Raw genomic sequence first — 23,346 nt, forward strand, 5'->3', positions numbered from 1 at the left:
AAAATACTAGCCGAAGCTAGTATTTCATTTCTTATTTCATTTCGTATTTTGTTGGATGAGATTTTCGTCTTTGGTACCCATAGAAAAATATGGCTATAATGATACAAATTATACTAATCACTTGAGCTGTACGCAGTGGTCCAATGTATAAACTATCGGTGCGCAACCCTTCAATAAAAAAGCGACCTACGCTGTAAATCATGAGATATAGCATGCTCAATTGGCCAGGAAATTTTCTTCTTTTGGAAAGAAAGAAATACAAGAAGAGAAAAATTCCTACATTTAATAAGGATTCATACAAAAAGGTTGGGTGAACCATTTGTCCTTGTACCTCAATGGCCCAAGGTAAATTGGTTGGCCCACCATGAGCTTCCCCATTGGCAAAATTTCCCCAGCGACCAATGGCTTGTGCCAAGGCTACAACAGGAGCAATGACATCCAATAGTTCCCATATGGAAATTTTTTTAATTTTGCAATATACAATGGCAACAATAGCCCCTACAATCAATCCGCCTTGAATGGCCAATCCACCATTTCGTATGGCCAAAATTTCATTGGTGTGTTGGGAATAATAATCCCACTGAAAAATAACATAATGAAGACGAGCTCCCATTACCCCAAAAATCAATCCATAAATGGAGTAGTCCGTTACTACATCTTTGGGAAGAGCTGGATTTTTTTTTGCCAATCGATCTCCTAAATAGATGGCCAAAAAAGCGCCTAAGGCAATTAGAATCCCGTACCAACGCACATCGATTCCAAAAATAGAAAATGCTATAGGACTCATTCTTTTGATCCTTTTACAATTTCAATGGATTTTGAAGCGCCAATTCGGCTGGCTCCCGCTTCAATCATTTGATTCGCTGTTTCAAAATTACGAATTCCTCCTGAAGCCTTCACTCCCATTTCTTCTCCCACTGTTTCACGCATTTTCTTTACATCTTCTACTGTAGCTCCTCCCGTAGAGAATCCTGTAGAAGTTTTTACAAAATCTGCACCAGCTTCTTTTGCTAATTCACTCGCTCTGACAATTTCTTCTTTTGTTAACAAACAGGTTTCTAAAATTACCTTTAGGACTTTTTCTCCTGCAGCTTCTTTCACCAAGCGAATGTCTTCCAAAACAGACGATTCATCTCCTGATTTCAAAGCTCCTACATTTAAGACCATGTCGATTTCATCGGCACCATCTTCAATGGCTTTTTTTGTTTCAAACACTTTGGTTTCTGTGGCATTGGCTCCCAAAGGAAATCCAATCACTGTTGTAATTCCTACTTCGCATCCTTTAAGGGCTTCTTTCGCTACAGGAATCCAATATGGATTGATGCAAACCGTTGCAAAATCAAACTCTTTTGCTTCCTTACAAATTCGCAAAATATCTTCTTTTTTTGCATCTGGATTCAATACTGTATGATCAATCATCTTATTCAAATTCATTTCTTTTCACTCCTTTGATTTTTGTAAATCCTAACATAGCAGATAAAAACAACAAAATCCCTGTTCCTATTGCAATGTTTTTACCCATATCTCCGAAGAAATTTTCTGGCAACATTTGAATCATTAAATCTCGACTGGGATCCATCATCCATAAATCATTAGAAAATAGAAGTTTGTGGAATAGAACAAAAGCGCGATTAAAATCCATAGCTACCAATCCTATAAATATTCCCAATAGGAAAATCCAAATCCAAATCATCTGCCCATATTTTTTTAAGAACAAACGAAGACCGTGGACTTTTATTAAAAAAGCACTAAGGAGAAGAGAGAGACCTCCTGCAATCCACATTATTTTCCGCATTAAGTCAAACAACTTATACACATCCACCATATGAGCCACCTCGTCAGAGTGGAAATACGGATTTAAGATGTTGTTATCTCCTACCTTCAGATAATCTTGAAGAGCCTCTCCAATGACCAAGAGCTCCTTCAAGTCTTTTCCTGTTGCTTCTTCTATATTGTTTTCAATAAATTTGCTTTTATAATAGGAATCTCTCTGGCTTTGAAACTCTATATTCACTCCCAAAAACAAAAACAAAATGCAACCTGTTAGTAGAAAATATAGGAAAGAATGTTTTTTTATTCTTCTGATTCTTCCCAATTGTGATAAACCTCTTGAACGTCGTCATTGTCTTCCAATTGTTCAATCAATCGATTCATAAATTTGATATCTTGTTCATCTGTCAATGCCGTTGTCGTTTGTGGCTTGTAAGTTATTTCAGAAATAACAAATTCATAACCTTTTTCAGACAATGCTTTGTGGACTTTGTGATAATCTTCTGGAGCGGTAATAATATCGATTCCCTCTTCCAAAACTTGTACATCTTCTGCCCCAGCATCGATTGCATCCAAAGTAACTTCATCTACATCAATGGAGTCTTCCATGGCAATTCCCAATTGTCCTACATTATCAAATAAGAAAGAAACACAGCCACTATTTCCCATATTTCCTCCATTTTTATCAAAGGCATGGCGCACATCTGGAGCCGTACGATTGCGGTTATCTGTTAAGCATTTTACCATTACTGCAACGCCTGAAGGGCCATATCCTTCGTAAGTAATTTCTTCAAAATTATCTTGTTCTCCATCTCCAGCAGCCTTTTTAATCGCACGTTCAATATTGTCATTCGGCATATTTTCTGCTTTGGCCTTATCAATGGCAGCTTTTAATTGTGCATTGTATTCTGGATCCGGTCCGCCCTCTTTTACCGCAACGGTAATGTAGCGAGCAATTTTTGTAAACACTTTTCCGCGTTTCGCGTCTTCTTTTCCTTTTTTATTTTTAATATTGTTCCACTTGGAATGTCCTGACATAATGATTCCTCCATTCTTTTCAGATAAATATTATAGCACAAAGTACTCTAAGTTTGTAGAATACTCTGTGCTATCTTTTTGCTATTTACTAGCCTCTTTCATATCTTGGTGGATACTCTCTTTTGTGTTGGGAGTTCTTGTTCATCCGATCGATTTTCTCAAAGTTTTCTCCCTTGTAGCCTTCTCGAATGGTTTTGTCTAATTCTTCGTACGTAAATCCCATTTCCATTTCGTCTGTCTGACCGGCATACAATCCAGCTGTAGGTTGTTTCGTAATTACTTTTTCAGGAATTCCTAAAGCTTTGGCCAATTCTACAACTTCTGATTTCACAAAACTTACCAATGGCAATAAATCGGAACCAGAATCGCCAAATTTTGTAAAATATCCTACGTGATATTCACTAGCATTGCTGGAGCCACAAACTAAATAGCCACGATCTTGACCGTAATAATACAAGGTTGTCATTCGAAGCCTTGGTTTTACATTGGATATTGCCATACGATTTTGAGATTCAAAACTGTTTTCTACCAATGCATCAAAAGTAGAGGATAAATCCACTTTCACAATTTCTAAATCCAAAGCTTCCGCTACCAAACGGGCGTCCGCTTCGTCTTCTTCGTTGGAATGGATGGGCATAATGATTCCCAAAGCCCCTTCTGGAAAAGCGCGCTTCGCCAAACCGGCAATCACCGCAGAATCAATTCCTCCGCTCAAGCCAAACACAAATCCCTTTGCATGGGCATTTTTCGCAATGTCACGCATCCATTCTACAATTTTTTCAATTTCTCTTTCCATAACAATCTCCTTATTGTTTATATGTTTTTCCCTCTACAAGCAATTCTCCATTCCAAAGAGGAATCTCTGTTTTTTCATTATACTTCACAGTGTGGGTTGCACTGGTTATACCATTTATTGTATCAAAAAAATTCCCTTCGTTATCCATTAAAACCAAAGTTTTTATAGAAACTTTTTCTCCAAAATTGCTTTCGATTATGGGAAATCCATTGCTTAAAAAATAATACTCCAAAGATCCATGGTGCAAATAATCGTATTCGATTTCTATTTCTTTACAGGGATGCATTTCTACAATTTTTGCTTCTTGGGCCGCCCCTGCACAAGCACTACTATAGGCGCGAATCAATCCCCCCGCTCCTAGTAAAACGCCTCCAAAATAACGAGTTACGACACAGACTACATTTCTCAGCTCCAAATTTTTTAGCACTTCTAAAATAGGTGGCCCCGCTGTTTTGGAAGGCTCTCCATCATCGTCATATTTTTGAATCAAGGCGTCTTCTCCAATAATATAGGCGGAACAATTGTGCCGGGCGTCTTTGTGTTTTTCCTTTATGGATAAAATAAATTCCTCCGCCTCCTCTTTTGTTAAAACAGGCGAAATATATCCAATAAAGCGAGATTTTTTTATTTCTTCTTCAAAAGTTGCTTCCTTTAGAATGGTCTTATACATAATTTTCTCTCTCAAACTCTTTTAACTTTTGTTCGTCCTCTTCCGAAGGCATGAAAGTGAATTCTACCCCTTCTTCCAAATAGTTTACTTCTATATTCCCATACCGATTCATCAAACGCCCTACAATATCTTGTCGATGATGAGGCACTTGGTAGGTCTTTTTCTTTTTATTTTTATGAATGGATTTTGTAATGGCTTCGTACAAATCTTCCAAACTTTCATCCTCTGTTACAGAGCCATAAAGAATGATTTCTCCATTGGTAGACATGGCCAAACGTCCTTCTTTCATTTTGTCTTGTTTGTTGACAAATAAAATCATCGGCCGATCCATTACCTCTAATTCTTTTAATATTTCAATGGTCGTCTCGTATTGCAAATCTACATCTTCCCTTGACCCATCCAATACATGAAGGATTACATCTGCTTGTTGCACCTCTTCCAAAGTTGCATGAAAGGCCTTTACCAAAGAAGTTGGCAAATTGGAGACAAATCCTACGGTGTCTGTTAGAAAAATTTCTTCTCCCTTTGGATATTGCACCAATCGAGTATCTGGATCCAAAGATGCAAAGGGCATATCTTTTACAAGAACCTCTTTTCCTTGGGATGTTCCTTCTCTCAACATTCGGTTCATTAAAGAACTTTTCCCGGCATTGGTGTATCCCACCAAAGACACCACAGGATATCCCTGCTTCATTCTTTGATTCCGATTGATATCCCGTTGTTTTTTTACTTTCTCCAAATGCTCCTTTACCCGAAAAATATCTTCGTTGATTTTTCTTCGGTCCAGTTCCAATTTTTGTTCTCCAGGCCCTCTTGTCCCAATACCACCGCCCAATCGGGAAAAGTTTTTTGCTCCGATTAAGTGGTTCTTTCGATATTCCAATTGCCCTAATAAAACCTGAAGCTTTCCTTCTTTGCTTTTGGCACGAAGAGCAAAAATATCTAAAATTAATCCCGTACGATCCAAAACAGGACAATCTAAAGCTTCTTCCAAATTTCGCATTTGAACGCCTGACAATTCCTGGTCGAAAATGACCAAATCAATTTCTTCCCGTTCAATAAATTGGGATAGTTCTTCTAATTTTCCCTTACCCATTAAAATCGCTGGGTTGTATTGGGCTACATTTTGCACAAAATGAGCCACAACTTCCCCTCCAGCAACCTCTGCCAAACTTTCTAATTCCAATAAACTCTCTTCTCCATGACGGATTTCTCTATTCCAAATACCAACAATTACAATTCGTTGGGTTTCTTCTAAGGTTGATTTCATATTCTTCTCCTTTCCTTCAATATACCCTATCTGGATTGCCACTGCAAGAGTTGCCTGAGCTATGATATAATGTAAAATAGGAGGATAAGGCCATGAAATCTTTTTCTAATTTAACAAAAAAACATAAAATTCAAATCATTCTATTGTTTGTAATGATTGCTTTATTTATACTTTTTGCTTCGATTTTTGCTGCTGTAATTGGCATCCTGAAAAAAGCACCGGAAACCGACTTTACCGCATTGAAAGAATCCTTTGCTCAAACTTCTATTTTATACGATCGACAGGGACAAAAAATTGAGAATGTCGCTAGTTCAGAGATGCGAACCCTTGTTGACCTTGAAGATATTCCCCTACACGTTCAAGAAGCTTTTTTGGCTGTAGAAGATCGACAATTTTATGATCACAATGGGCTAGATGTCAGAAATATTATCTCCAGTATTTTAACCAATGTTTCCCAGGGAGATTTGGTTCGTGGCGGTTCAACCATCAGTCAGCAATTAATAAAAAATGTGTACTTATCTCATGAAAAAACCTTTGACCGAAAAATACAAGAAGCCTATTTAACCTTGCGTATGGAGGAAATTCTGGACAAAGATGAAATCTTAGAAGCGTATCTAAATCGCGTTGAATTAGGCCTTGGTGCCTTTGGTGTACAGACGGCTTCCCAGGCTTATTTTTCCAAAGACGTTAAGGATCTTACCTTGGCAGAGGGAGCCCTTTTGGCAGGAATTGTAAAATCTCCTCGAAATTATCAACCCATTTACCGAGTTATGAAATCCGATGCTGATTTAGAAGATCCTATGATTTTAGGGGAAACTATGGTTTCTGGAATGGAAATGGTTTTGGTCCAAAATCCACAAGCTTTGGAGCGACAAAAAGTTGTTCTACACGTTATGGAAGAGGCCGGATATATTTCTGCTGAAGAAAGAGCTCAAGCAGAAAATGCAACCATTGCCTTTCAACCTGCCATTCAAGAAGCTCCTCCCTATTCTACTTATGTAACCGATTATATTGAAGATGAAGCCGCAAGAGATTTAGCGGAAGCAAAGAAAATGCCCTACGAAGAAGCCTTTGAAAAAATCTCTACCGGCGGCTACCATATTTATTCTACTTTAGACCCTTCCATCCAAAGGGAATTAGAGAATTTGTATCGAAATTTCTATTCTACTATGGTTCAACAATCCAATAACGAAGGGGCCAACTTTCTTCGCTTTACCATGGATGGCGATGATAATGTTCTAGACGAAAATGGCAATGTGCTCTTTTTCTCTCATTCGAATTTTTATGATGAGGAAATGAACTTAGTTCTTTCCAAGGATTATTTCGAAAGGAAAGACAATGGAGATCTCGTTCTTTCTATGAAACCGTTCCAAAATGTAAATGGAACTTTGGAACCAAGAGATACGTATGTAACCAATCGATCCGGGTCTTTATTTACCTACGATATGGGTCCCCTTCAATTGGATCCTTCCTTAATAAAAATTCGCGAAACCGACGTCATTATCCCAAAATCTACTTTAGAATCTCATCCTGATATGATTTCCTTTGGAGAAGATTCTTTGAGCATTTCTTCGTCTTTCTTATCCGTCCCCATCTCTCCTTCTATGCAACCTCAATCTTCTTCTATTATTATTGATAACCAAACAGGAGAAATTGTTGCCATGACTGGGGGGCTTGATATTGACAATACCAATCGCCGCCTGTTAAATCGCATTTATAGCAAACGCCAACCAGGTACCGCTTTGATGCCAATTAGTGCTTATCTTTCTGGATTAGAAAACAAGGAAACCTTAGGCTCTGTTTACGATGATGTCCCACAAATGACTGACGGACAGATTTGGCCAATTAATCCAGACGGACGATACAAGGGATTTATTACCTTAAAAGAAGCTCTTGCTGAACAAAAACCAAGCATTGCCACCACTTTGGTAAAAGCTCACGGATTGGATGCTTCTCTTAAAACCTTAAAAGAAATGGGCATTTACTCTGGAGAAAAAGAGGGAGGAGATTCTATCATTACTCCTTCTGAAAACAAAGAGCGGAACGATTTTACCTTTGACTCTCTTGCCTTAGGAAATTTAGTAACTGGAGTCGATCCAAGAACTCTTACGGAAGCCTATGGATTTATTGCTACTGATGGAGAACTTCCAAAGACGCATATGGTTGAAAGAATTGTAGACGCCAAGGGAAATGTTGTTTTAGACAATCGAAACAAAAAAAGTTCTCTAAAAATTTCAAAAGAAAATGCCTTCTTATTACGAGACGGTTTGAAAAATACAAATCTCGCACAGCAAATTCGAGGCAACGGAGCACAAGATGCCATGGCTGTCAGTGGAGTCAATAAATTCAATTCCGATTATTCTATCTATGGATCCACACCAAAATATAGCATTGGCCTTTGGATTGGCTCTGATACACCAAAATTATTGCTCAGCAACGGGAAAGGAGAAGCGGAAAATTTCTACACTCGCCTCTGCTCCCTTGTAGATGGAACGGGAGAGTTTAATAGCGCGCCAGAATCTATTATTCAACGGGAAATCAGTACAAAAACAGGCCTTCTTGCCAATCATGCAGCGCGTAGAAATGGAACGTCGGAAAATATGTACTACATTAAAGGAACGGAACCTACCGCCGAAACATCGAATTACGTTAGAAAATTAATCTGCAGCACTTCCAACCTTTTGGCTAGTCAATATTGCCCTTATGAAACCATCGTTGCACGCTACTACTATGTACGGCCCGATGGATACAACCCACAAGACTTTGACGGGATTTATCCAGAAGATTACGGACTCGTTCCTACTCGATATTGCAATATCCACACCGCTTCTTGGTATCAAGACCAAATGGAAGAGGACGAAGAAGATGACGATAATAACAATGAAGACAACAATAATGACTGATTCTACAAAGCTGTTGTACTTTCTCGAGTTTTGGGTATAAAAAAGGTAATACAGATAGGAGTTGAAAACATGAGATTATTAAAATTAATAAAATTCCTTGGCGCTTCAAAAATCATTAAATTTTTACTTTCACCTACTGGAAGAAGTGTAGCCAAGGGAGCTTACAAAACTAGAAAAGCCGTAAAAAGAAAAAGATTCTAAATAAAAAATCCTAACCACTTGGTTAGGATTTTTTTATTGCGTTTCTTAAAATCATTCCGTTGGTAATACTTCCTACTCCCCCTGGTACAGGAGTGATTTTTTTTACCTTTTTTTCTACTGCTTCATAATCCCAATCTCCAGAAAGTTTCCCATTGAAGAAAGAAATTCCGCAATCAATCACCGTTAAATTTTTATGAGCATATTCTTCCGTAAAAAATTTGGCTTTTCCTACTCCTGTAATAACAATATCTGCCTCCTGAAACAATCCTGGCAAATTCTTTGATTTGGAATGAGCCAAGGTAACCGTTGCATTTTCTTTCAAAAGCATCATAGAAAGAGGTTTCCCTATAACCATAGAGCGGTTTACGATTACAACATGTTTTCCCGTTAAATCCCCCTCTAGAACCTTCGCAATTTCTAAAGCGGCCAAAGCGGTTGCTGGTTGTATCCCTTCTTTTCCTTGAAAGATTTTCCATTGATTCTCTTTTGTTGCACAATCTACGTCCTTTTCTGGATCAATAGCATCATTAATTTTTTCTTCCTCTATATGTTTTGGAAGAGGACGGAAAACCAAAATCCCTCTCACTTCTTTTCTACTGTTTAACTTTTGAATTTCCTCTATTACTCTTTCTGTGGAAGATTCTAAAGGCAAAGCAACCGTTTCAACAGAAAAACCTACCTCTTCCGCTGTTTTTCTAAGTCCTTTTTCATAGGATAAATCCCCTGGATTTTCTCCCAATCGAACAATGGAAAAAATTTCTGTCTCTCTAGAATTTTCAAAATATTTTTTTAGCTCGTCTATATATGTTTCTTTTAATTCTAAAATCGATTTCATATTCCACCACCTTTTTTTCATTTTACCATAAGAGATCGGATTGTACGCTCTCTTCTTTATAAAAAGGCAAATGGATCTCTATAATCCTTGGCATTTCAACTTTTATAGGGCTATGTTTTATTCAAAAAAATATAGATCTATCAGTAAATAAATATCACTTTTACTTTATAATATTTCTTAAATTTTTTGAAAATTTTCTTTGAAAATAATGCAAACCTATACATTTCTAGTATATACTAGAAATGTATGGATAATATGTCCAACTGTTATTGTTGAGGAGGAAACAAATGGAAAAAAAAGTAATGACCGGGAATGAGGCAATTGCCCGTGGCTTTTGGGAAGCTGGCGGATTGGTTGCAACAAGTTATCCTGGTTCTCCAACAGTAGAACTTATGGAAGATTTAATGGAATATGAAGATCTTTATTCTGAATTTTCCGTAAATGAAAAAGTGGCGTTAGAAATGGCCATCGGAAGTTCCATGTATGGCGCACGTTCTATGGTAAGTATGAAACACGTAGGAATTAATATTTCCTTGGACCCATTGATGACATTTACACAGGTTCGTACGAACGGTGGATTTTTATTAATGGTTGGGGATGACCCAGGTATGGCCAGTTCTCAAAATGAACAAGATAGCCGAGCTCTCGCTAGATTTGCCAACATGTTTGTGTTAAATCCAGGAACAAGCCAAGAAGCAAAAGATTTTACCAAGCTTGGCCTTGAATTATCTGAAAAATACGAATGCCCAGGTATGCTTTTAATGGCATCTCGCGCATGCCATGGCCGGGGTGTAGTTACATTGGAAGACCGCGAAGAACATCCCGCAAAAGGCTTTTCTTACGAGAATGGTCGATATACAATGTTGCCACCATTTACCTATAAAGCACAATACGAAATGAAAGAGCGTTTGGAAAAATTAGCAGAATATGCTTATGATGCACCATGTAATCTTCTTGAAGAAGTAGAAGGTTCAAAAGTGTTAATCATTGCTCCAGGCATGCTATATGACAATCTAAAAGAATTAGAATTACCCGTTTCTATTTATAAACCAGGCTTGGTTTATCCATTAAGCATGAAACGCATGGAAGAATTCAAAGAAAAATACGAACGCATTATTGTCATTGAAGAATTGCTTCCATTTATGGAAAATGAATTAAAACTTGCTGGTATTCCATGTGAAGGAAAAGAAATTTTCGAATTTACAGGGGAAATCTTAACAGAAGATATTTACAACGGTCTTCTAAAAGCAGGCGTTATTGAAGGCGAAAAATTGGAAGAACGTGAAAACCCAGCGGTTCCACGTCCTCCAATGTTCTGTGCAGGTTGTCCACACCGCCCAGTCTTCGATGTTTTGAAAAAAGCAAAAGCAACGGTAATTGGTGATATTGGTTGTTATACAATGAGTATTTTACCTGCTATTGCCGGATCCCATACCTCCATTAGTATGGGTGCAACTGTCGGTATGACAAAAGGGATGGCCAAAGCCAAACGATTGGCTGGAGATGATTCTTCTACCGTTTCTGTTATTGGTGACGGAACTTTCTTCCACTCAGGTATGACTGGCTTCTTGAACCTTTTGCACAACGTAGATCCTGAAGACAATATGGTATTTATTATCTTAAACAATGCCGCAACAGCTATGACAGGTGGACAACCTAACGCTGCTTCCGGTATCTATAATGAAAAGGATGATATCCAAGTTCCAATCGAAAAACTTTTGGATGTTATGGGTCATGATCAAGTTCACATTGTGGACCAATTCAACTATGACGAATTAAAAAATACCATTAAAGAAGAAATGGGCAAAAAAGGCATTTCCGTTATTATGACAACACGCCCATGTGCTTTGAAATACAAAATCAAAGAACCAAACTTCTATGTAGATCCTAGCGTTTGTATCGGTTGTCGCACATGCGTGAAAACAAACTGTCCACCAATTCGCATGAAGAAATATGAAGGACACGATAAACTCAAATCCTCCATCGATCCAGATATGTGTGTTGGATGTTCTGTATGTTCACAAGTATGTCCAGTTGGCGCAATTAAACAAAGAGGTGATTTCTAATGGCAACAACGAATATTTTAATCATGGGTGTCGGCGGACAAGGTCTTGTTCTTGCAACAAACATTATCGCAAACGCCGCAGCACTTGCCGGCTATGATGTAAAAACAAATGATGTCATCGGCATGAGCCAACGTGGTGGTATGGTTTGGGGAAGCGTTCGCTTCGGTGAAAAAGTACATTCTCCAAACGTTCCTGTTGGAAAAGGAGATGTCTTGTTGGGTATGGAGCCATTGGAAGCATTGCGTGGATCCCGCCTATTAAAAGAAGGCGCTACTATTGTTATGAATAAAAAGCCTGTATATCCAACTCCTGTTTTGTTGGAACAAGCAGAATATCCTGAAGAGGACATTAAAGCATTGGAAGAAAACTTTAACCTAATTTATGTAGATGCCGATGCAGAAGCCAAAGAAAGCGGAAACATCAAAGTAGCAAATACAATTCAATTGGGTATTTTAGCTGGTGTTTTGAACATTGATACAAAATACTGGTTGGAAGCTATTGAGCAATTCGTTCCTTCCAAAGCCCTTGAAGCCAACCGCAATGCATTCAAACGAGGATATGCCATTGCCAAAGGAAACCCAGAACCAGAAGAAAAACCAGAAAAAAACGAGCACAAACTTATGTAATGAAAAAAGGGCCTCTCGAGGCTCTTTTTTTATGTCCTTTTAAGGATAGATTGGGATTATTTCCCTTCTAAGACCATTGTTTCCCCAATGCCCTCACTTCTTTTTGCTTTTCTATTCATTTTCATACAATAGACCTTCTATACCCTATTCCAAACGCATTAGCAAAATTTTCTTTTCAATTGGATTTCCAAAAATATTTTTCCGCTCTTCCCTCCTTTTTCCTCCATTTCATAATGGATTCTCTACAAAATGGATTTTTTCATTTTCTTTCAACAAATCGAGTAATATCATTTTAATCTTTGCAAAACTGTGGTATAAATGTTATGTAAGGTAGGAAATCGATAACATGAAAGGAGATTTTATGAAAAAAATCAAAGCACGATTATCCCTATTCCTAGTTTTTATTTTATTTTTGACAGCTTGTACTCCTAGTGCACAAGAGGAAAGCGATTTATCTTTCACTCCAGGTACATACGAAACAGAAACCGACGGATACGGTGGCCCAATTAAAGTATCCACTACTTTTTCTGAAAATGCCATCGACTCTGTAGAAATTTTATCTCACGGAGAAACCGACGGAATTGGTACCAATGCTATTGACCAATTGCCTGAAGCGATTGTAAAAAATCAATCTCTAGGACTAGATACTGTAACAGGCGCTACCATTTCTTCTGAGGCCATTCTTGCCGCCGTTGAAAAAGCCGTTACAGAGGCTGGAGGAAATGTAGAGGCCTTAAAGGCTGCTTCTGTAGAAGCGAATGAAGATGCGGAACCAGTAAACAAAGAAACTGACGTTGTTGTTGTCGGTGGAGGTGGCGCTGGATTATCCGCAGCCGTTGCAGCAGCAGACAATGGAGCAAAAGTTATTTTAGTAGAAAAAACTGGCGCTCTAGGAGGAAATACCATTCGAGCTGGCGGTCCTTACAATGCAGTGGATCCAGATCGGCAAGCCAATGTAGAACCAGCGGATAAAGCCAGTATGGATAAGGTAAAAGCCTTAACAGAAAAAGAAACGAAAAGTCCACGCCATCAAGAACTTATGGACGAATTGAAAAAAGATATCGAAGCCTATGAAGCAGGAGCGCAAGATCATCTATTTGACTCTTTGGCCCTTCACAAGTTGCAAACCTATGATGGAGGAGATTACCAAGGAGAATTGGATAAAATTGAAAAATTGGTAGAGGAATCTCTAGATACATCCGAATGGATGGCTTCAAATGGTGTAGAATGGACCGACAGTATTACAACTGTAGCCGGTGGTTTATGGCCAAGAGCCCATATTCCTGCAGGTTCAGCTGGTGGAGACTATATTAAAGCAGGCGAGGCCCGAGCGAAAGATCTTGGTGTTGAAATTTTATTGAATTCTCCTGCAGAAGAATTAATCGTAGAAGATGGAACCGTTGTGGGTATCAAGGGAACGAGCAACGGTGCTCCTATGGAAATTCGCTCAAAATTTGTAATTCTTGCTTCTGGTGGATTTGCTGCCAACAAAGAAATGCGTAAAGAATTTGTTCCTGAATTAAATGACGAATTGCCAACAACAAACAGCCCTGCTATCACTGGTGACGGACTGAAAATGGCAGAAGCCGTAGATGCCGATCTTAGAGGAATGGGTTACATTCAATCTCTACCTCTAGGAAGCCCTGAAGATGGTGGGTTAAACGCATGGATGGGTGGACCTGGTGTTGAATACTATTACCAAGTCAACAAAGAAGGGAAACGTTTCATGGCAGAAGACGGACGTCGTGATGTTATGACCTCTGCCCTAATTGCTCAAACCGACAGTATGAGTTATGTAATCACCGCAGCCAATAATACTTTAGAAATTGGCGATGGCATTACAGAAAATATCTGGGGCGACAATATTGAAGCATTGGTAGAAGAAGGAAAAATCTTCCGTGCAGATACCATTGAAGAATTGGCAGAACAAATTGATATTGATCCTGCTGTTTTAGCAGAAACCCATGCCAAATTCAATGAAGCCGTTGCCAATGGAAACGACGAAGAGTTTGGTAGAAGCTTATTTGGCGCACCTGTTGATGGCGCACCATATTACGCTTCTCCACGTGTTCCAACAGTTCACCACACAATGGGTGGTCTAGGAATTGACTTAGAAGCTCGCGTTCTAAATAAAGAAGGAAATGTTATTCCTGGATTGTTAGCTGCTGGAGAAGTTACAGGAGGAATCCACGGTTCCAATCGATTGGGCGGAAACGCATTGGTTGACATCCACGTATTTGGACGTACTGCTGGAGAAACAGCTGCAAGATTGATTGAAGACGCTCAATAATATCAAAACAAAAAACACCTGAGAATTCAGGTGTTTTTTATTTCAAAGAAAGTGAATGCAAACCCAAGGTTTTAGAATCCCTTGAAAGTCTTTGCTTTTTACTCTATTGATGGACTAAAAAAGAGGAACGAAATCGTTCCTCTTTTTTTAATAAAATTACAATACGCGAGTTGCGTTTACAAATCTAGAGTTGTAATATTTTTCAGACAATTTATTTGTCTTAACTTGGCCTGCTCCAGATGCAGCATGGATGAAAGTATCATCACCAATATAAATTCCAACGTGGCTTACGCCTCTTCCTGTTGTATTAAAGAATACCAAGTCCCCTGCTTGTAAATTATCTCTTGATACTTGTGTACCGAATCCAGATTGAGCAGAAGAAGTTCTTGGAAGGCTAATTCCCAATTCGTTATGATAGATTGCATATACCAAACCGGAACAATCGTATCCACTAGAAGAAGTTCCACCCCATACATATGGAGTTCCAATTTTTCCATAAGCAGAATTCACAACATTTTGTGCTTTTGCATTGTCAACCGCTGGGACTTCCACTGTATATTCAACCGTTTCTACTTCCGCTTCTGGTTGAGCAATGGCTCTAGCTTGTACTTTAATTCCATTTTCACCGAAGTTTAAGTAATTTGGATCGATAGAGAAAGTTTTTCCTGCCTTATCCATGATTACGAACATTCCATCTACATAAGAAACAACATTTACTTGTTGGTCTTTTGCTAAATCCAAAGTTCCATTGTCATTTGCTAATTGTAAAGCTTCTTTTACATAAGCATGCGTTATGTATGGACCTTCTACTGCTTCCAAAGCAGCTTTTGTTACTTCCCCTTGAATTCCATCTGCTGTTTTTACAATTACGGAATCTTCTTTTTCTTGAACAGTAGTTACGAACTCATCTAAGAACAAGTTGCGAACAACATGTCCATTCTCGCGAATGGATGCATTGCTTACCACCTTAAATTTTTGGGTAGGGCCATCTGTAAGTAAAATTTTATTTTTAGGAACAGTAACTTTTGCGTTTCCTTTTTGTACTAAGTATCCATTTTCTTTATAGTCAATAATGTTTGCTTGTTCTTCCACAGCAAAGCTCAAAGCTTTTCCACTATAAAGGGTTGTTTGATGATCGGCTACAAAAACACCTGTGTCACGAAGACCTACAAAAGATACAACAGCTAGTGCCGCAACACCTACTGTAAGTTTTAAATTCTGGTTCATTCTAAAAATCTCCTTTATCATTCGATTGGTGGATGAATTTTCATTCATCGGTTACAAAGGATTTACAGGGAAAAAAGTTTATCTCCTAAAGAACGCAAAAAAATAACAAGGTCCGAACTTTTTCCAATCCTTAGACTTCTCTTAATGATCTTTAGAAATTATAACACAAAAGGTTACAAAATGTAACTGTTTTAGATGTCATTTGTGTTACGCCTTTGTTACAATTTCTGTAACAAAAGATTTTTCTTTTTTTGTCTTCTTTTTCAAGCGTTTATTTCTCTCAAAAACAAAAAATCCCACCCCTAAAATAGAAGTGGGATTCTTGTTTTATAATAAGCCTTCTTTTTCGTTAATTTCTCGAACTTTTATACAGGCTACTTTGTGTCCAGGTAATACCTCTTCTAGAGGAATTCGGCTGGCTCTACATTTTTCTTCTGCGTATGGACAACGATCGGCAAATCGACATCCAATTGGTGGATCGATTGGACTTGGTACGTCCCCTTCCAACTCAATTTGATGTTTTGTACGTTGTACATCTGGATCTGCAATTGGAATGGCGCTTAATAGAGCTTTGGTATAAGGATGAAGTGGTTTCTCATACAAAGCTTCACTCTCACCAATTTCCATAATATGTCCCAAATACATAACTGCAACACGATCGGAAATATAGCGAACCATAGATAAATCATGAGCAATAAACAACAGAGTCAAGCCTAAACGAGTTTGTAAATCTTTTAATAGGTTTACTACTTGCGCTTGGATAGACACGTCTAGGGCACTAATTGGCTCATCGCAAATGATAAATTTTGGATCCAACGCTAAGGAACGAGCAATCCCGATTCTCTGACGTTGTCCACCAGAAAACTCATGAGGGAAACGTTGCGCATGCTCTGAGCTTAGACCTACCAAATTTAATAATTCAATGACTTTGGCTTTGCGTTCTTTTTTTGAACCAATGCCATAGATATCCAATGGCTCTGAAATAATTTCCTCTACGGTCATACGAGGGTCCAAAGATGCGTAAGGATCTTGGAAAATCATTTGCATTTCTTTCCGGATTTCTTTCATTTGAGAAGAAGACAAATCATAGATGTTTTTTCCTTCAAAAATAACTTTTCCATCCGTTGGCTCGTACAAACGCAAAATGGTTCTACCAGCTGTTGATTTTCCACATCCACTTTCTCCTACCAATCCAAAGGTTTCCCCATGCATGATTTCTAAGTTGATACCATCAACGGCTTGTAGTTTTCCTTTATCTACATTAAAATATTTTTTCAAATTCTCAATTTTTACGATGGGTTCCATTATTCTGCTCCCCCATTTCTAGTATAGGATGGATGATTTTTCCAACAGCGATTGTAATGTCCACTACCAGAATCAAAGAATCCAGGCATATGATTTTCACAAATTACCATGGCTTGATCGCAACGATCAAAGAAAGCGCATCCTTGTGGTGGTTTGTATAAATCCGGTGGTGTTCCATCAATGGCGTGTAGGGTTTCATTACGATCCATTGTTAATTTAGGAACCGCTGCTAACAATTTTTGTGTATAAGGATGAGATGGATTTTTGAAAATATCATCTACTGTTCCTTTTTCTACAATTTGACCTGCATACATTACGATTACATCGTCTGCCATATCTGCAACAACACCTAAGTCATGAGTAATCAAAATAATAGAAGCCCCAAATTCTTTTTGCAAAGTCTTCATCAATTTCAAAATTTGCGCTTGAACGGTTACATCAAGAGCTGTTGTCGGCTCGTCGGCAATTAATAAAGATGGTTTTGATGCCATGGCTAAGGCAATCATAACCCTTTGACGCATCCCACCAGAAAACTCATGAGGATATTGATTTACACGTTTTTCAGGCTGAGGTACACTTACTCTTTCTAACATTTCGATGGCATATTTACGTCCTTCTTCGTTAGAAATATTTCTATGACGACGCACCCCTTCAATAATTTGCGCTCCTACTTTCATAGTAGGATTCAAACTTGTCATAGGATCTTGGAAAACCATAGAAATCATGTTGCCACGAATTTCTGTCATCTCTTTTTCTGATTTCTTTAAGAGGTCTTCCCCTTTATAAATAATCTCTCCCCCTTTATAAACAACCGGAGGCTTTGGCAAAAGTTGCATAATGGAGTTTGCTGTTACAGATTTACCACAACCAGACTCCCCTACAATCGCCAATGTCTTTCCTTCTTCTAAAGAAAAGGAAATATCACGTACGGCCTCTACTTCGCCGAAAAAGGTTTGAAAAGATACTTGTAAATTTTTTACATCTAATATTTTTTCCATACAGACCTACTTTCTCAATCTAGGATCCAATGCATCACGTAGACCGTCTCCCAATACGTTAAATGAGAACATAATTAACGAAATCATCAACGCTGGGAAGAAGATTTGATAATACAAGTTGATTCCCAATACTCCCAAACCGTCATTGGATAATACCCCAAGAGATGGTTGTGGTGGTTGCAAACCTAAACTCATGAAACTTAGTGTTGCTTCTGAGAAAATAGCACGAGGTACTGTTAAAGTTACATTAACCAAAATAGGACCCAATGTATTAGGAATAATATGACGTTTCAAAATATATCCAGGAGAAGCTCCCAAAGATCTTGAAGCGATGGCATATTCATTTTGTTTTAATTGCAATACCTGTCCGCGGACCATTATCGCCATAGGTACCCAACCGGTAATACTCATGGCCAGAACCAGTGTAAACAAACTGGCCCCTTGTTCATTGGACAAGGTAACAGAAATCAAAATTACGATTAACATATAAGGAATCGCATAGACAACTTCGGCGATACGCATCATAATCGTATCTACTCTTCCTGATGCCATACCAGCAATCCCACCATAGGTTACTCCTATAATAAAGTCAAAGGCCGCTGCCAAAATACCAATCAATAAGGAATAACGAATCCCGTAACATACACGAGTAAATAAATCACGACCCAATTCATCGGTACCAAACCAATTGGCCCCATTTGGCTCTGCATTAATTTTCGCATAATCTTGTGTAGAATAGTCGTATCCTGAAAACATAGGACCAACAAAAGACATAATTAATAACAAGATAATGATGGTTAAACCAACCATAGCCAATTTATTTTGTCGTAAACGACGAAAAACATCGGCCCAATATCCAATAGTAGGACGGGTAATTCTTTCCTTGTTTTGATCGTGCTCAACAGGAGTAAATAGACTTGGATCAATGGACTCGTTCATATAGTTTTTTACTGTATTGTTTTCCATTAATTGTCACCTCCTGATAATTTGATTCTAGGATCAATTACGGTATATAGAACATCTACAATTAAAAGCATAACAATCAAAATCAATGCATAGAAAATCGTAGTCCCCATAATCAATGTATAGTCACGGTTCGTAATGGATGTAATAAAGAAGTTACCAAGACCTGGAATCCCAAAGATTTTTTCAATAACGAAAGAACCGGTCAGCAAACCAGATAAGGTAGTTCCCATAGTAGAAATAATTGGCAAAATTGCATTACGTACAGCATGGTTTAGGATAACTCTAAGTTTGGACAAACCTTTTGAACGCGCAGTTCGAATATAGTCTTGCCCTAAAACATCCAACATAGAACTACGCATTAAACGTGCACTAGAAGCCATTGGCATAAGCGCCAATGCTATGGATGGCAAAATCGTATGTCGCCATTCGCCCCATCCTCCAATTGGGAAAAAGTCGATGGGCTTTGCGATAAACTGTATCATCATGGAAGCAAAAATAAAGCTAGGTACAGAAATACCAATGATAGCGATAATCATCATAATATAATCTGGCAATTTATTTTGATATAAAGCCGCAATACTTCCTAAAGCTGGTCCTAAAATCATAGAAATTACAAAAGCTTGAAGACCCAAACGAGCAGATACTGGCGCCCCACGCGCAATCATTTCGTTTACGGTTTCTGTTTTGGATTTCATAGAATTTCCTAAGTCACCTTGAACAACATTTTTCAAATAAATCGTATATTGCTTACCCAATGGTTGATCCAATCCATATTTTGCTTGCAAAGCTTCATAGACTTGTACAGGCATTCTTCCTTCTTTTGCAAATGGATCCCCTGGAATTGAGTGCATCATGAAAAATGTAACCGTGATAATTACCCACATTGTAATAACAGATATGAGTATACGTTTCAGTACAAATTTTTTCATGTTTTATCCTTTCTAATATTCACATACTGTAGACCTTCTGGATTGGGGAAATATCAGCCTACATTAAAGCAAAGAATCGACGTAATATCGATTCTTTGCCCATTTACTTATTTAACTATAGGATGGCTTATTTTTGAGACATATCAATGTCAGCGTAAGTCATAGTTGGGTAGTTAAGAGTGTGTTTGTAAACTCCTGTTAACCATGGTTTTTGCAAACGTGGTTGCGTATAGAAATAAACTGGAATAATTGGCATATCACCAACTAAGATTTTTTCCGCTTCTTTCATGCTGTCCATACGAACTTTTTGATCGTTTGTGCCAGCAGCCGTTTTCATCAAGTTATCAAATTCAGGATTTGTATAACCGGAATCATTTTGTGGGTTACCAGTCATGAATAAGTCTAACATTGTGTTAGGATCCGCATAGTCTCCCATCCAACCTGCACGTGCAATAGAGAAATCTCCGCTAGAACGACGGTCCAATAATACTTGGAATTCCATGTTTTCTAAACCAATTTCAACACCAAGGTTTTGTTTCCACATTTCTTGAACTGCTTGTGCTAATTTTTTGTGATTTTCATCTGTATTGTAAACCAATACTTTGCCATTCAAATCAGCTACTGTCATGCCTTCTTCAGCCAAACCTTCTTCAAGTAAAGTTTTTGCTTTCGCTGCATCTTCTGTGATTAAATTTCCATTGGCTTCACGGAAATCTGCTCCGGTATCATCCAATAATCCGTTAGGAACAACACCTTGAGCTGGTGTTTGACCACCTTGAGCAATGTTTTCAACCATTGTTTTACGATCGATTGCCATAGACAATGCTTGGCGTACCTTTGCATTTGTGAATGGTTTTTCTGTTGAATTGAATTCGTAGTAGTAAACACCAATGTCATCGCCGATTACTAACTCAGAGTTTTCTTCTTGGATACCTTGAGCAGTTACCGTTGCTGGTGGACTTACGATTAGATCGTACTCGTTACCTTGATATTTGGAATAAGAAGTGTTGCCATCTTCAATGATGTCAAATTCGATTCCATCTAACTTTACTTTATCAGCATCGAAATAGTTTTCATTTTTTTCTAATACGATTTTAGAGTTGTGTTCCCAGCTAACTACTTTGAAGGCACCGTTAGAAACAAATTCTGTATTGCTTGGGTCTTTTGCCCAATCTGGATTTTCTGTAACAACGGCTTCACTTACTGGATACAATGTATAGAAAGCAGTTAACCCAACAAAGTATGGAGTTGGTGCTAACAACTTAACTTCCAACGTTTTGTCATCTAAGGCTTTGATTCCTACATCGTCTGGGCTACCTGTTCCATCAAGAACTTCTTGTGCTCCTACAATGTAATTTGTAATTTGGTAGGAATATTCTGAACCATAATCTGGATCCAATACACGTTTCCAAGAGAATTCGAAATCTTTTGCAGTGATTGGTTCACCGTTTGACCATTTCAAACCATCTTTTAATTTGAAAGTATAAGTTAATCCATCTTCAGAAGCTTCATAAGATTCAGCCATAGCTGGAATCAATTCACCTTCTTCATTATAGCGCATTAAACCTTCAAACGCATGTTGAAGTACCCATGATTCATGTGTACCTGTTGCTAAACCTGGGTCTAATGATCCTGGTTCAGAGTTGTTGTTTGTGCGAAGAATTTTTGCCTCGCCACTGTCTGCGGTAGCTGTGTTACCGGCGGCATTGTTTGTTCCTTCATTAGCAGCTCCATTATTTCCTGCTCCAGCACAAGCTGTAAACATCATAACAACCACCAATAGAAGGGCTACGAGAGTAAATTTTCTGTTCTTCATATTATGTGTTCCCCTTTCCATTTTTTGCCAGGTCTACATATTCAAATATGTAAACAGATCTGACTTTCAAATATTATATAACAATTCTTTCTTTGAGTAAAGTGCTTTTCACCGTTTTCAAAACGAGTATATCATTTTCTTACATTTCCATGAATTTTTTGCGTATTTTATGCGATTTCCATCTTTTGGAAAACTTGATGAATATTCGTAAATTCTGTATAATATAAGAATCAAAACGTAATGGAGGTGAAAGATGACACAAGAATATGTTTATGACTATGAGCCAGATTATGATCAGCTTATGGCAGATATAGAGACCCTTATTCAAGAGGGAAATTTAGAAGGTGTTCGCAATTTATACGAAACCGTCCATTCCGTAGATATTGATGAAGTTTTAGAAGATTTAGACGATAGTAGCTTGCGCTACTTCCTTTTTATGTTAGAGTTTGAAGACATTTCTGATCTGTTGGAAAACGCGGAAGAAGATCTCCAAATTCGAATGATGGAACTTTATAGTACAAAAGAACTCATCGAAATTTTTACTTTTATGGCCAATGCTGATGTGGCCGACTTATTGGGTCTTCTTTCTACTCGAAGACGAAAAGAATTACTAAATTATATGAAAAAAAGCGATTCAAATATCCTAAAAATGATTCTTTCTTTTGATGAAGAAAGTGCCGGCGGGGTTATGACCACGGAGTTTATTTCTTTGAAACAAAGTTTAAGCGTTCGAGAAGCTTTGCTAAAAATCAAAGACATTGCTCCCGAAACAGAAATTATTGAATCCATCTTTATTACAGACCGCCAACATCGTTTACAAGGGATTGTTGACTTGCGAGAAATTTTGGTCGCCCCTGGCTACACTCCTCTTTCTGATTTAATTGAGGATATGCCCTTCTTTATTTATGCAGAGGATGACCAGGAAGAGGCTGCCAATATTATTTTCAAATATGATTTGAAATACTTACCTGTTGTAAACCAAAAAATGGCGATTCTTGGTGTAATTACCAGTGATGACATCATCGAGGTAATGGAACAAGAACATAGCGAAGATATTTTGGCTATGAGCGGGGTATCCAAAGACGAAGAATACGACTCTACTTTTGCCAGTTCTGTTCGAAGTCGTTTGCCATGGTTATTGGTCAATTTGGTTACGGCTTTTATGGCTTCAGCTGTTGTTAGTCTTTTTGAAGGTACGATTTCTCAAGTGGTGGCTTTGGCCGCTGCTATGCCCATTGTTACCGGGATGGGCGGAAATGCTGGAAATCAAGCTCTCTCCATTGTATTAACAAGTATCGCCCGGGGGGATATGGATTTAGAAGACGATTGGAAATTGATTGTAAAAGAAATCGTCCTTGGATTGTTTAATGGGGCCGTTGTTGGATTGTTCGCTGGAATTATTCTTTACATGAAATACGGCAACATTATTTTGGGATTGATTATTTTTGCTTCTATGATTATCAATATGATTATTGCTGGAATTGTAGGATTCTTATTGCCTCTTTTATTCGATCATATTGACGTAGATCCAGCGATTTCTTCTCCTATCTTTTTAACGACAACAACCGATATTTTCGGATTTTTTGTATTTTTAGGTTTGGCTTCTATTGTATTGCCTTATCTTGTTTAAAAGAAAACCA

20 protein-coding genes are annotated in these 23,346 nt (G+C 38.1%); 6 read left to right on the forward strand and 14 right to left on the reverse strand.

Annotated elements, in window-relative coordinates:
* Nucleotides 1-31 precede the first annotated feature (31 nt).
* The 7 genes from lgt to hflX all read right to left on the reverse strand — a co-directional run bounded on the left by lgt (nt 32) and on the right by hflX (nt 5,544).
* Nucleotides 32-787, reverse strand: coding sequence for a prolipoprotein diacylglyceryl transferase (lgt, locus tag LQU94_RS03570; RefSeq protein WP_230696302.1), 756 nt, complete (start codon nt 785-787; stop codon nt 32-34).
* Nucleotides 784-1,434 (reverse strand): deoxyribose-phosphate aldolase, encoded by a 651-nt coding sequence (gene deoC, locus LQU94_RS03575; protein WP_230696303.1) that lies wholly within the window; start codon nt 1,432-1,434, stop codon nt 784-786. The genes lgt and deoC overlap by 4 nt, the downstream gene beginning before the upstream one ends.
* Nucleotides 1,421-2,095 (reverse strand): TIGR01906 family membrane protein, encoded by a 675-nt coding sequence (locus LQU94_RS03580; RefSeq protein ID WP_255702383.1) that lies wholly within the window; start codon nt 2,093-2,095, stop codon nt 1,421-1,423. The genes deoC and LQU94_RS03580 overlap by 14 nt, the downstream gene beginning before the upstream one ends.
* Entirely contained in the window at nt 2,074-2,808 is a 735-nt protein-coding gene (locus LQU94_RS03585; RefSeq protein WP_230696305.1) for a YebC/PmpR family DNA-binding transcriptional regulator, read from the reverse strand. The genes LQU94_RS03580 and LQU94_RS03585 overlap by 22 nt, the downstream gene beginning before the upstream one ends.
* Before the next feature lie 88 nt (nt 2,809-2,896).
* Nucleotides 2,897-3,604: an NAD(+) synthase gene (nadE, locus tag LQU94_RS03590; protein WP_230696306.1), complete on the reverse strand. Its 708-nt coding sequence runs from the start codon at nt 3,602-3,604 to the stop codon at nt 2,897-2,899.
* 10 nt (nt 3,605-3,614) lie between these two features.
* Entirely contained in the window at nt 3,615-4,274 is a 660-nt protein-coding gene (locus LQU94_RS03595; RefSeq protein ID WP_230696307.1) for a YigZ family protein, read from the reverse strand.
* On the reverse strand, nt 4,267-5,544 hold the full coding sequence (hflX, locus tag LQU94_RS03600; RefSeq protein ID WP_230696308.1) for a GTPase HflX: 1,278 nt from the start codon (nt 5,542-5,544) through the stop codon (nt 4,267-4,269). Before hflX ends, LQU94_RS03595 begins: the two co-directional genes overlap by 8 nt.
* Nucleotides 5,545-5,636: 92 nt before the next feature.
* Here hflX and LQU94_RS03605 point away from each other — a divergent pair, with 92 nt between their 5' ends.
* Both LQU94_RS03605 and LQU94_RS08040 read left to right on the forward strand, forming a co-directional pair.
* Complete coding sequence (locus tag LQU94_RS03605) at nt 5,637-8,447, forward strand: transglycosylase domain-containing protein (protein WP_230696309.1); 2,811 nt, start codon at nt 5,637-5,639, stop codon at nt 8,445-8,447.
* A 69-nt stretch (nt 8,448-8,516) separates the two neighbouring features.
* Nucleotides 8,517-8,648 carry a hypothetical protein gene (locus LQU94_RS08040; protein ID WP_255702384.1) on the forward strand — a complete coding sequence of 44 codons (132 nt, stop codon included), beginning with the start codon at nt 8,517-8,519 and terminating at the stop codon, nt 8,646-8,648.
* A gap of 22 nt (nt 8,649-8,670) precedes the next feature.
* On the opposite strand, the gene LQU94_RS03610 is transcribed toward LQU94_RS08040, so the two are convergent.
* Nucleotides 8,671-9,483, reverse strand: coding sequence for a bifunctional 5,10-methylenetetrahydrofolate dehydrogenase/5,10-methenyltetrahydrofolate cyclohydrolase (locus LQU94_RS03610; RefSeq protein WP_230696310.1), 813 nt, complete (start codon nt 9,481-9,483; stop codon nt 8,671-8,673).
* Nucleotides 9,484-9,770: 287 nt separating this feature from the next.
* Here LQU94_RS03610 and LQU94_RS03615 point away from each other — a divergent pair, with 287 nt between their 5' ends.
* The 3 genes from LQU94_RS03615 (at nt 9,771) to LQU94_RS03625 (ending at nt 14,465) form a co-directional block, all read left to right on the forward strand.
* Nucleotides 9,771-11,549 carry a thiamine pyrophosphate-dependent enzyme gene (locus tag LQU94_RS03615; protein ID WP_230696311.1) on the forward strand — a complete coding sequence of 593 codons (1,779 nt, stop codon included), beginning with the start codon at nt 9,771-9,773 and terminating at the stop codon, nt 11,547-11,549.
* Nucleotides 11,549-12,175 carry an indolepyruvate oxidoreductase subunit beta gene (locus LQU94_RS03620; RefSeq protein WP_230696312.1) on the forward strand — a complete coding sequence of 209 codons (627 nt, stop codon included), beginning with the start codon at nt 11,549-11,551 and terminating at the stop codon, nt 12,173-12,175. The genes LQU94_RS03615 and LQU94_RS03620 overlap by 1 nt, the downstream gene beginning before the upstream one ends.
* A 361-nt stretch (nt 12,176-12,536) precedes the next feature.
* Nucleotides 12,537-14,465 carry a flavocytochrome c gene (locus LQU94_RS03625; protein ID WP_230696313.1) on the forward strand — a complete coding sequence of 643 codons (1,929 nt, stop codon included), beginning with the start codon at nt 12,537-12,539 and terminating at the stop codon, nt 14,463-14,465.
* 156 nt (nt 14,466-14,621) lie between these two features.
* On the opposite strand, the gene LQU94_RS03630 is transcribed toward LQU94_RS03625, so the two are convergent.
* The 6 genes from LQU94_RS03630 to LQU94_RS03655 all read right to left on the reverse strand — a co-directional run bounded on the left by LQU94_RS03630 (nt 14,622) and on the right by LQU94_RS03655 (nt 21,706).
* The gene (locus LQU94_RS03630) at nt 14,622-15,692 is read right to left on the reverse strand and encodes a C40 family peptidase (protein WP_230696314.1); all 1,071 of its coding nucleotides are present in this window, start codon (nt 15,690-15,692) and stop codon (nt 14,622-14,624) included.
* Between the two features lie 327 nt (nt 15,693-16,019).
* Nucleotides 16,020-16,997: an ABC transporter ATP-binding protein gene (locus LQU94_RS03635; protein ID WP_230696315.1), complete on the reverse strand. Its 978-nt coding sequence runs from the start codon at nt 16,995-16,997 to the stop codon at nt 16,020-16,022.
* Complete coding sequence (locus LQU94_RS03640) at nt 16,997-17,995, reverse strand: ABC transporter ATP-binding protein (protein WP_255702385.1); 999 nt, start codon at nt 17,993-17,995, stop codon at nt 16,997-16,999. The genes LQU94_RS03635 and LQU94_RS03640 overlap by 1 nt, the downstream gene beginning before the upstream one ends.
* A gap of 6 nt (nt 17,996-18,001) precedes the next feature.
* Nucleotides 18,002-18,961: an ABC transporter permease gene (locus LQU94_RS03645; RefSeq protein ID WP_304622579.1), complete on the reverse strand. Its 960-nt coding sequence runs from the start codon at nt 18,959-18,961 to the stop codon at nt 18,002-18,004.
* Nucleotides 18,961-19,890, reverse strand: coding sequence for an ABC transporter permease (locus LQU94_RS03650; protein ID WP_230696316.1), 930 nt, complete (start codon nt 19,888-19,890; stop codon nt 18,961-18,963). The genes LQU94_RS03645 and LQU94_RS03650 overlap by 1 nt, the downstream gene beginning before the upstream one ends.
* A gap of 127 nt (nt 19,891-20,017) precedes the next feature.
* Nucleotides 20,018-21,706: a peptide ABC transporter substrate-binding protein gene (locus LQU94_RS03655; RefSeq protein ID WP_230696317.1), complete on the reverse strand. Its 1,689-nt coding sequence runs from the start codon at nt 21,704-21,706 to the stop codon at nt 20,018-20,020.
* Nucleotides 21,707-21,959: 253 nt separating this feature from the next.
* On the opposite strand from LQU94_RS03655, the gene mgtE reads away from it, so the two are divergent.
* The gene (mgtE, locus tag LQU94_RS03660) at nt 21,960-23,336 is read left to right on the forward strand and encodes a magnesium transporter (protein WP_230696318.1); all 1,377 of its coding nucleotides are present in this window, start codon (nt 21,960-21,962) and stop codon (nt 23,334-23,336) included.
* Nucleotides 23,337-23,346: the final 10 nt, after the last annotated feature.

The sequence above is a fragment of the Peptoniphilus sp. KCTC 25270 genome (genome assembly GCF_021012875.1).
Taxonomy (GTDB): Bacteria; Bacillota; Clostridia; order Tissierellales; family Peptoniphilaceae; genus JAJMZJ01.

What these genes read in the sequence shown, in the direction of transcription:
- lgt (WP_230696302.1), bottom strand. Translation starts at nt 787, where the DNA reads ATGAGTCCTATAGCATTTTCTATTTTTGGAATCGATGTGCGTTGGTAC.
- LQU94_RS03625 (WP_230696313.1), top strand. Translation starts at nt 12,537, where the DNA reads ATGAAAAAAATCAAAGCACGATTATCCCTATTCCTAGTTTTTATTTTA.
- mgtE (WP_230696318.1), top strand. Translation starts at nt 21,960, where the DNA reads ATGACACAAGAATATGTTTATGACTATGAGCCAGATTATGATCAGCTT.
- LQU94_RS03635 (WP_230696315.1), bottom strand. Translation starts at nt 16,997, where the DNA reads ATGGAACCCATCGTAAAAATTGAGAATTTGAAAAAATATTTTAATGTA.
- LQU94_RS03595 (WP_230696307.1), bottom strand. Translation starts at nt 4,274, where the DNA reads ATGTATAAGACCATTCTAAAGGAAGCAACTTTTGAAGAAGAAATAAAA.
- LQU94_RS03630 (WP_230696314.1), bottom strand. Translation starts at nt 15,692, where the DNA reads ATGAACCAGAATTTAAAACTTACAGTAGGTGTTGCGGCACTAGCTGTT.
- LQU94_RS08040 (WP_255702384.1), top strand. Translation starts at nt 8,517, where the DNA reads ATGAGATTATTAAAATTAATAAAATTCCTTGGCGCTTCAAAAATCATT.
- LQU94_RS03605 (WP_230696309.1), top strand. Translation starts at nt 5,637, where the DNA reads ATGAAATCTTTTTCTAATTTAACAAAAAAACATAAAATTCAAATCATT.
- LQU94_RS03655 (WP_230696317.1), bottom strand. Translation starts at nt 21,706, where the DNA reads ATGAAGAACAGAAAATTTACTCTCGTAGCCCTTCTATTGGTGGTTGTT.
- LQU94_RS03585 (WP_230696305.1), bottom strand. Translation starts at nt 2,808, where the DNA reads ATGTCAGGACATTCCAAGTGGAACAATATTAAAAATAAAAAAGGAAAA.
- LQU94_RS03615 (WP_230696311.1), top strand. Translation starts at nt 9,771, where the DNA reads ATGGAAAAAAAAGTAATGACCGGGAATGAGGCAATTGCCCGTGGCTTT.
- hflX (WP_230696308.1), bottom strand. Translation starts at nt 5,544, where the DNA reads ATGAAATCAACCTTAGAAGAAACCCAACGAATTGTAATTGTTGGTATT.
- LQU94_RS03645 (WP_304622579.1), bottom strand. Translation starts at nt 18,961, where the DNA reads ATGGAAAACAATACAGTAAAAAACTATATGAACGAGTCCATTGATCCA.
- nadE (WP_230696306.1), bottom strand. Translation starts at nt 3,604, where the DNA reads ATGGAAAGAGAAATTGAAAAAATTGTAGAATGGATGCGTGACATTGCG.
- LQU94_RS03620 (WP_230696312.1), top strand. Translation starts at nt 11,549, where the DNA reads ATGGCAACAACGAATATTTTAATCATGGGTGTCGGCGGACAAGGTCTT.
- deoC (WP_230696303.1), bottom strand. Translation starts at nt 1,434, where the DNA reads ATGAATTTGAATAAGATGATTGATCATACAGTATTGAATCCAGATGCA.
- LQU94_RS03610 (WP_230696310.1), bottom strand. Translation starts at nt 9,483, where the DNA reads ATGAAATCGATTTTAGAATTAAAAGAAACATATATAGACGAGCTAAAA.
- LQU94_RS03650 (WP_230696316.1), bottom strand. Translation starts at nt 19,890, where the DNA reads ATGAAAAAATTTGTACTGAAACGTATACTCATATCTGTTATTACAATG.
- LQU94_RS03640 (WP_255702385.1), bottom strand. Translation starts at nt 17,995, where the DNA reads ATGGAAAAAATATTAGATGTAAAAAATTTACAAGTATCTTTTCAAACC.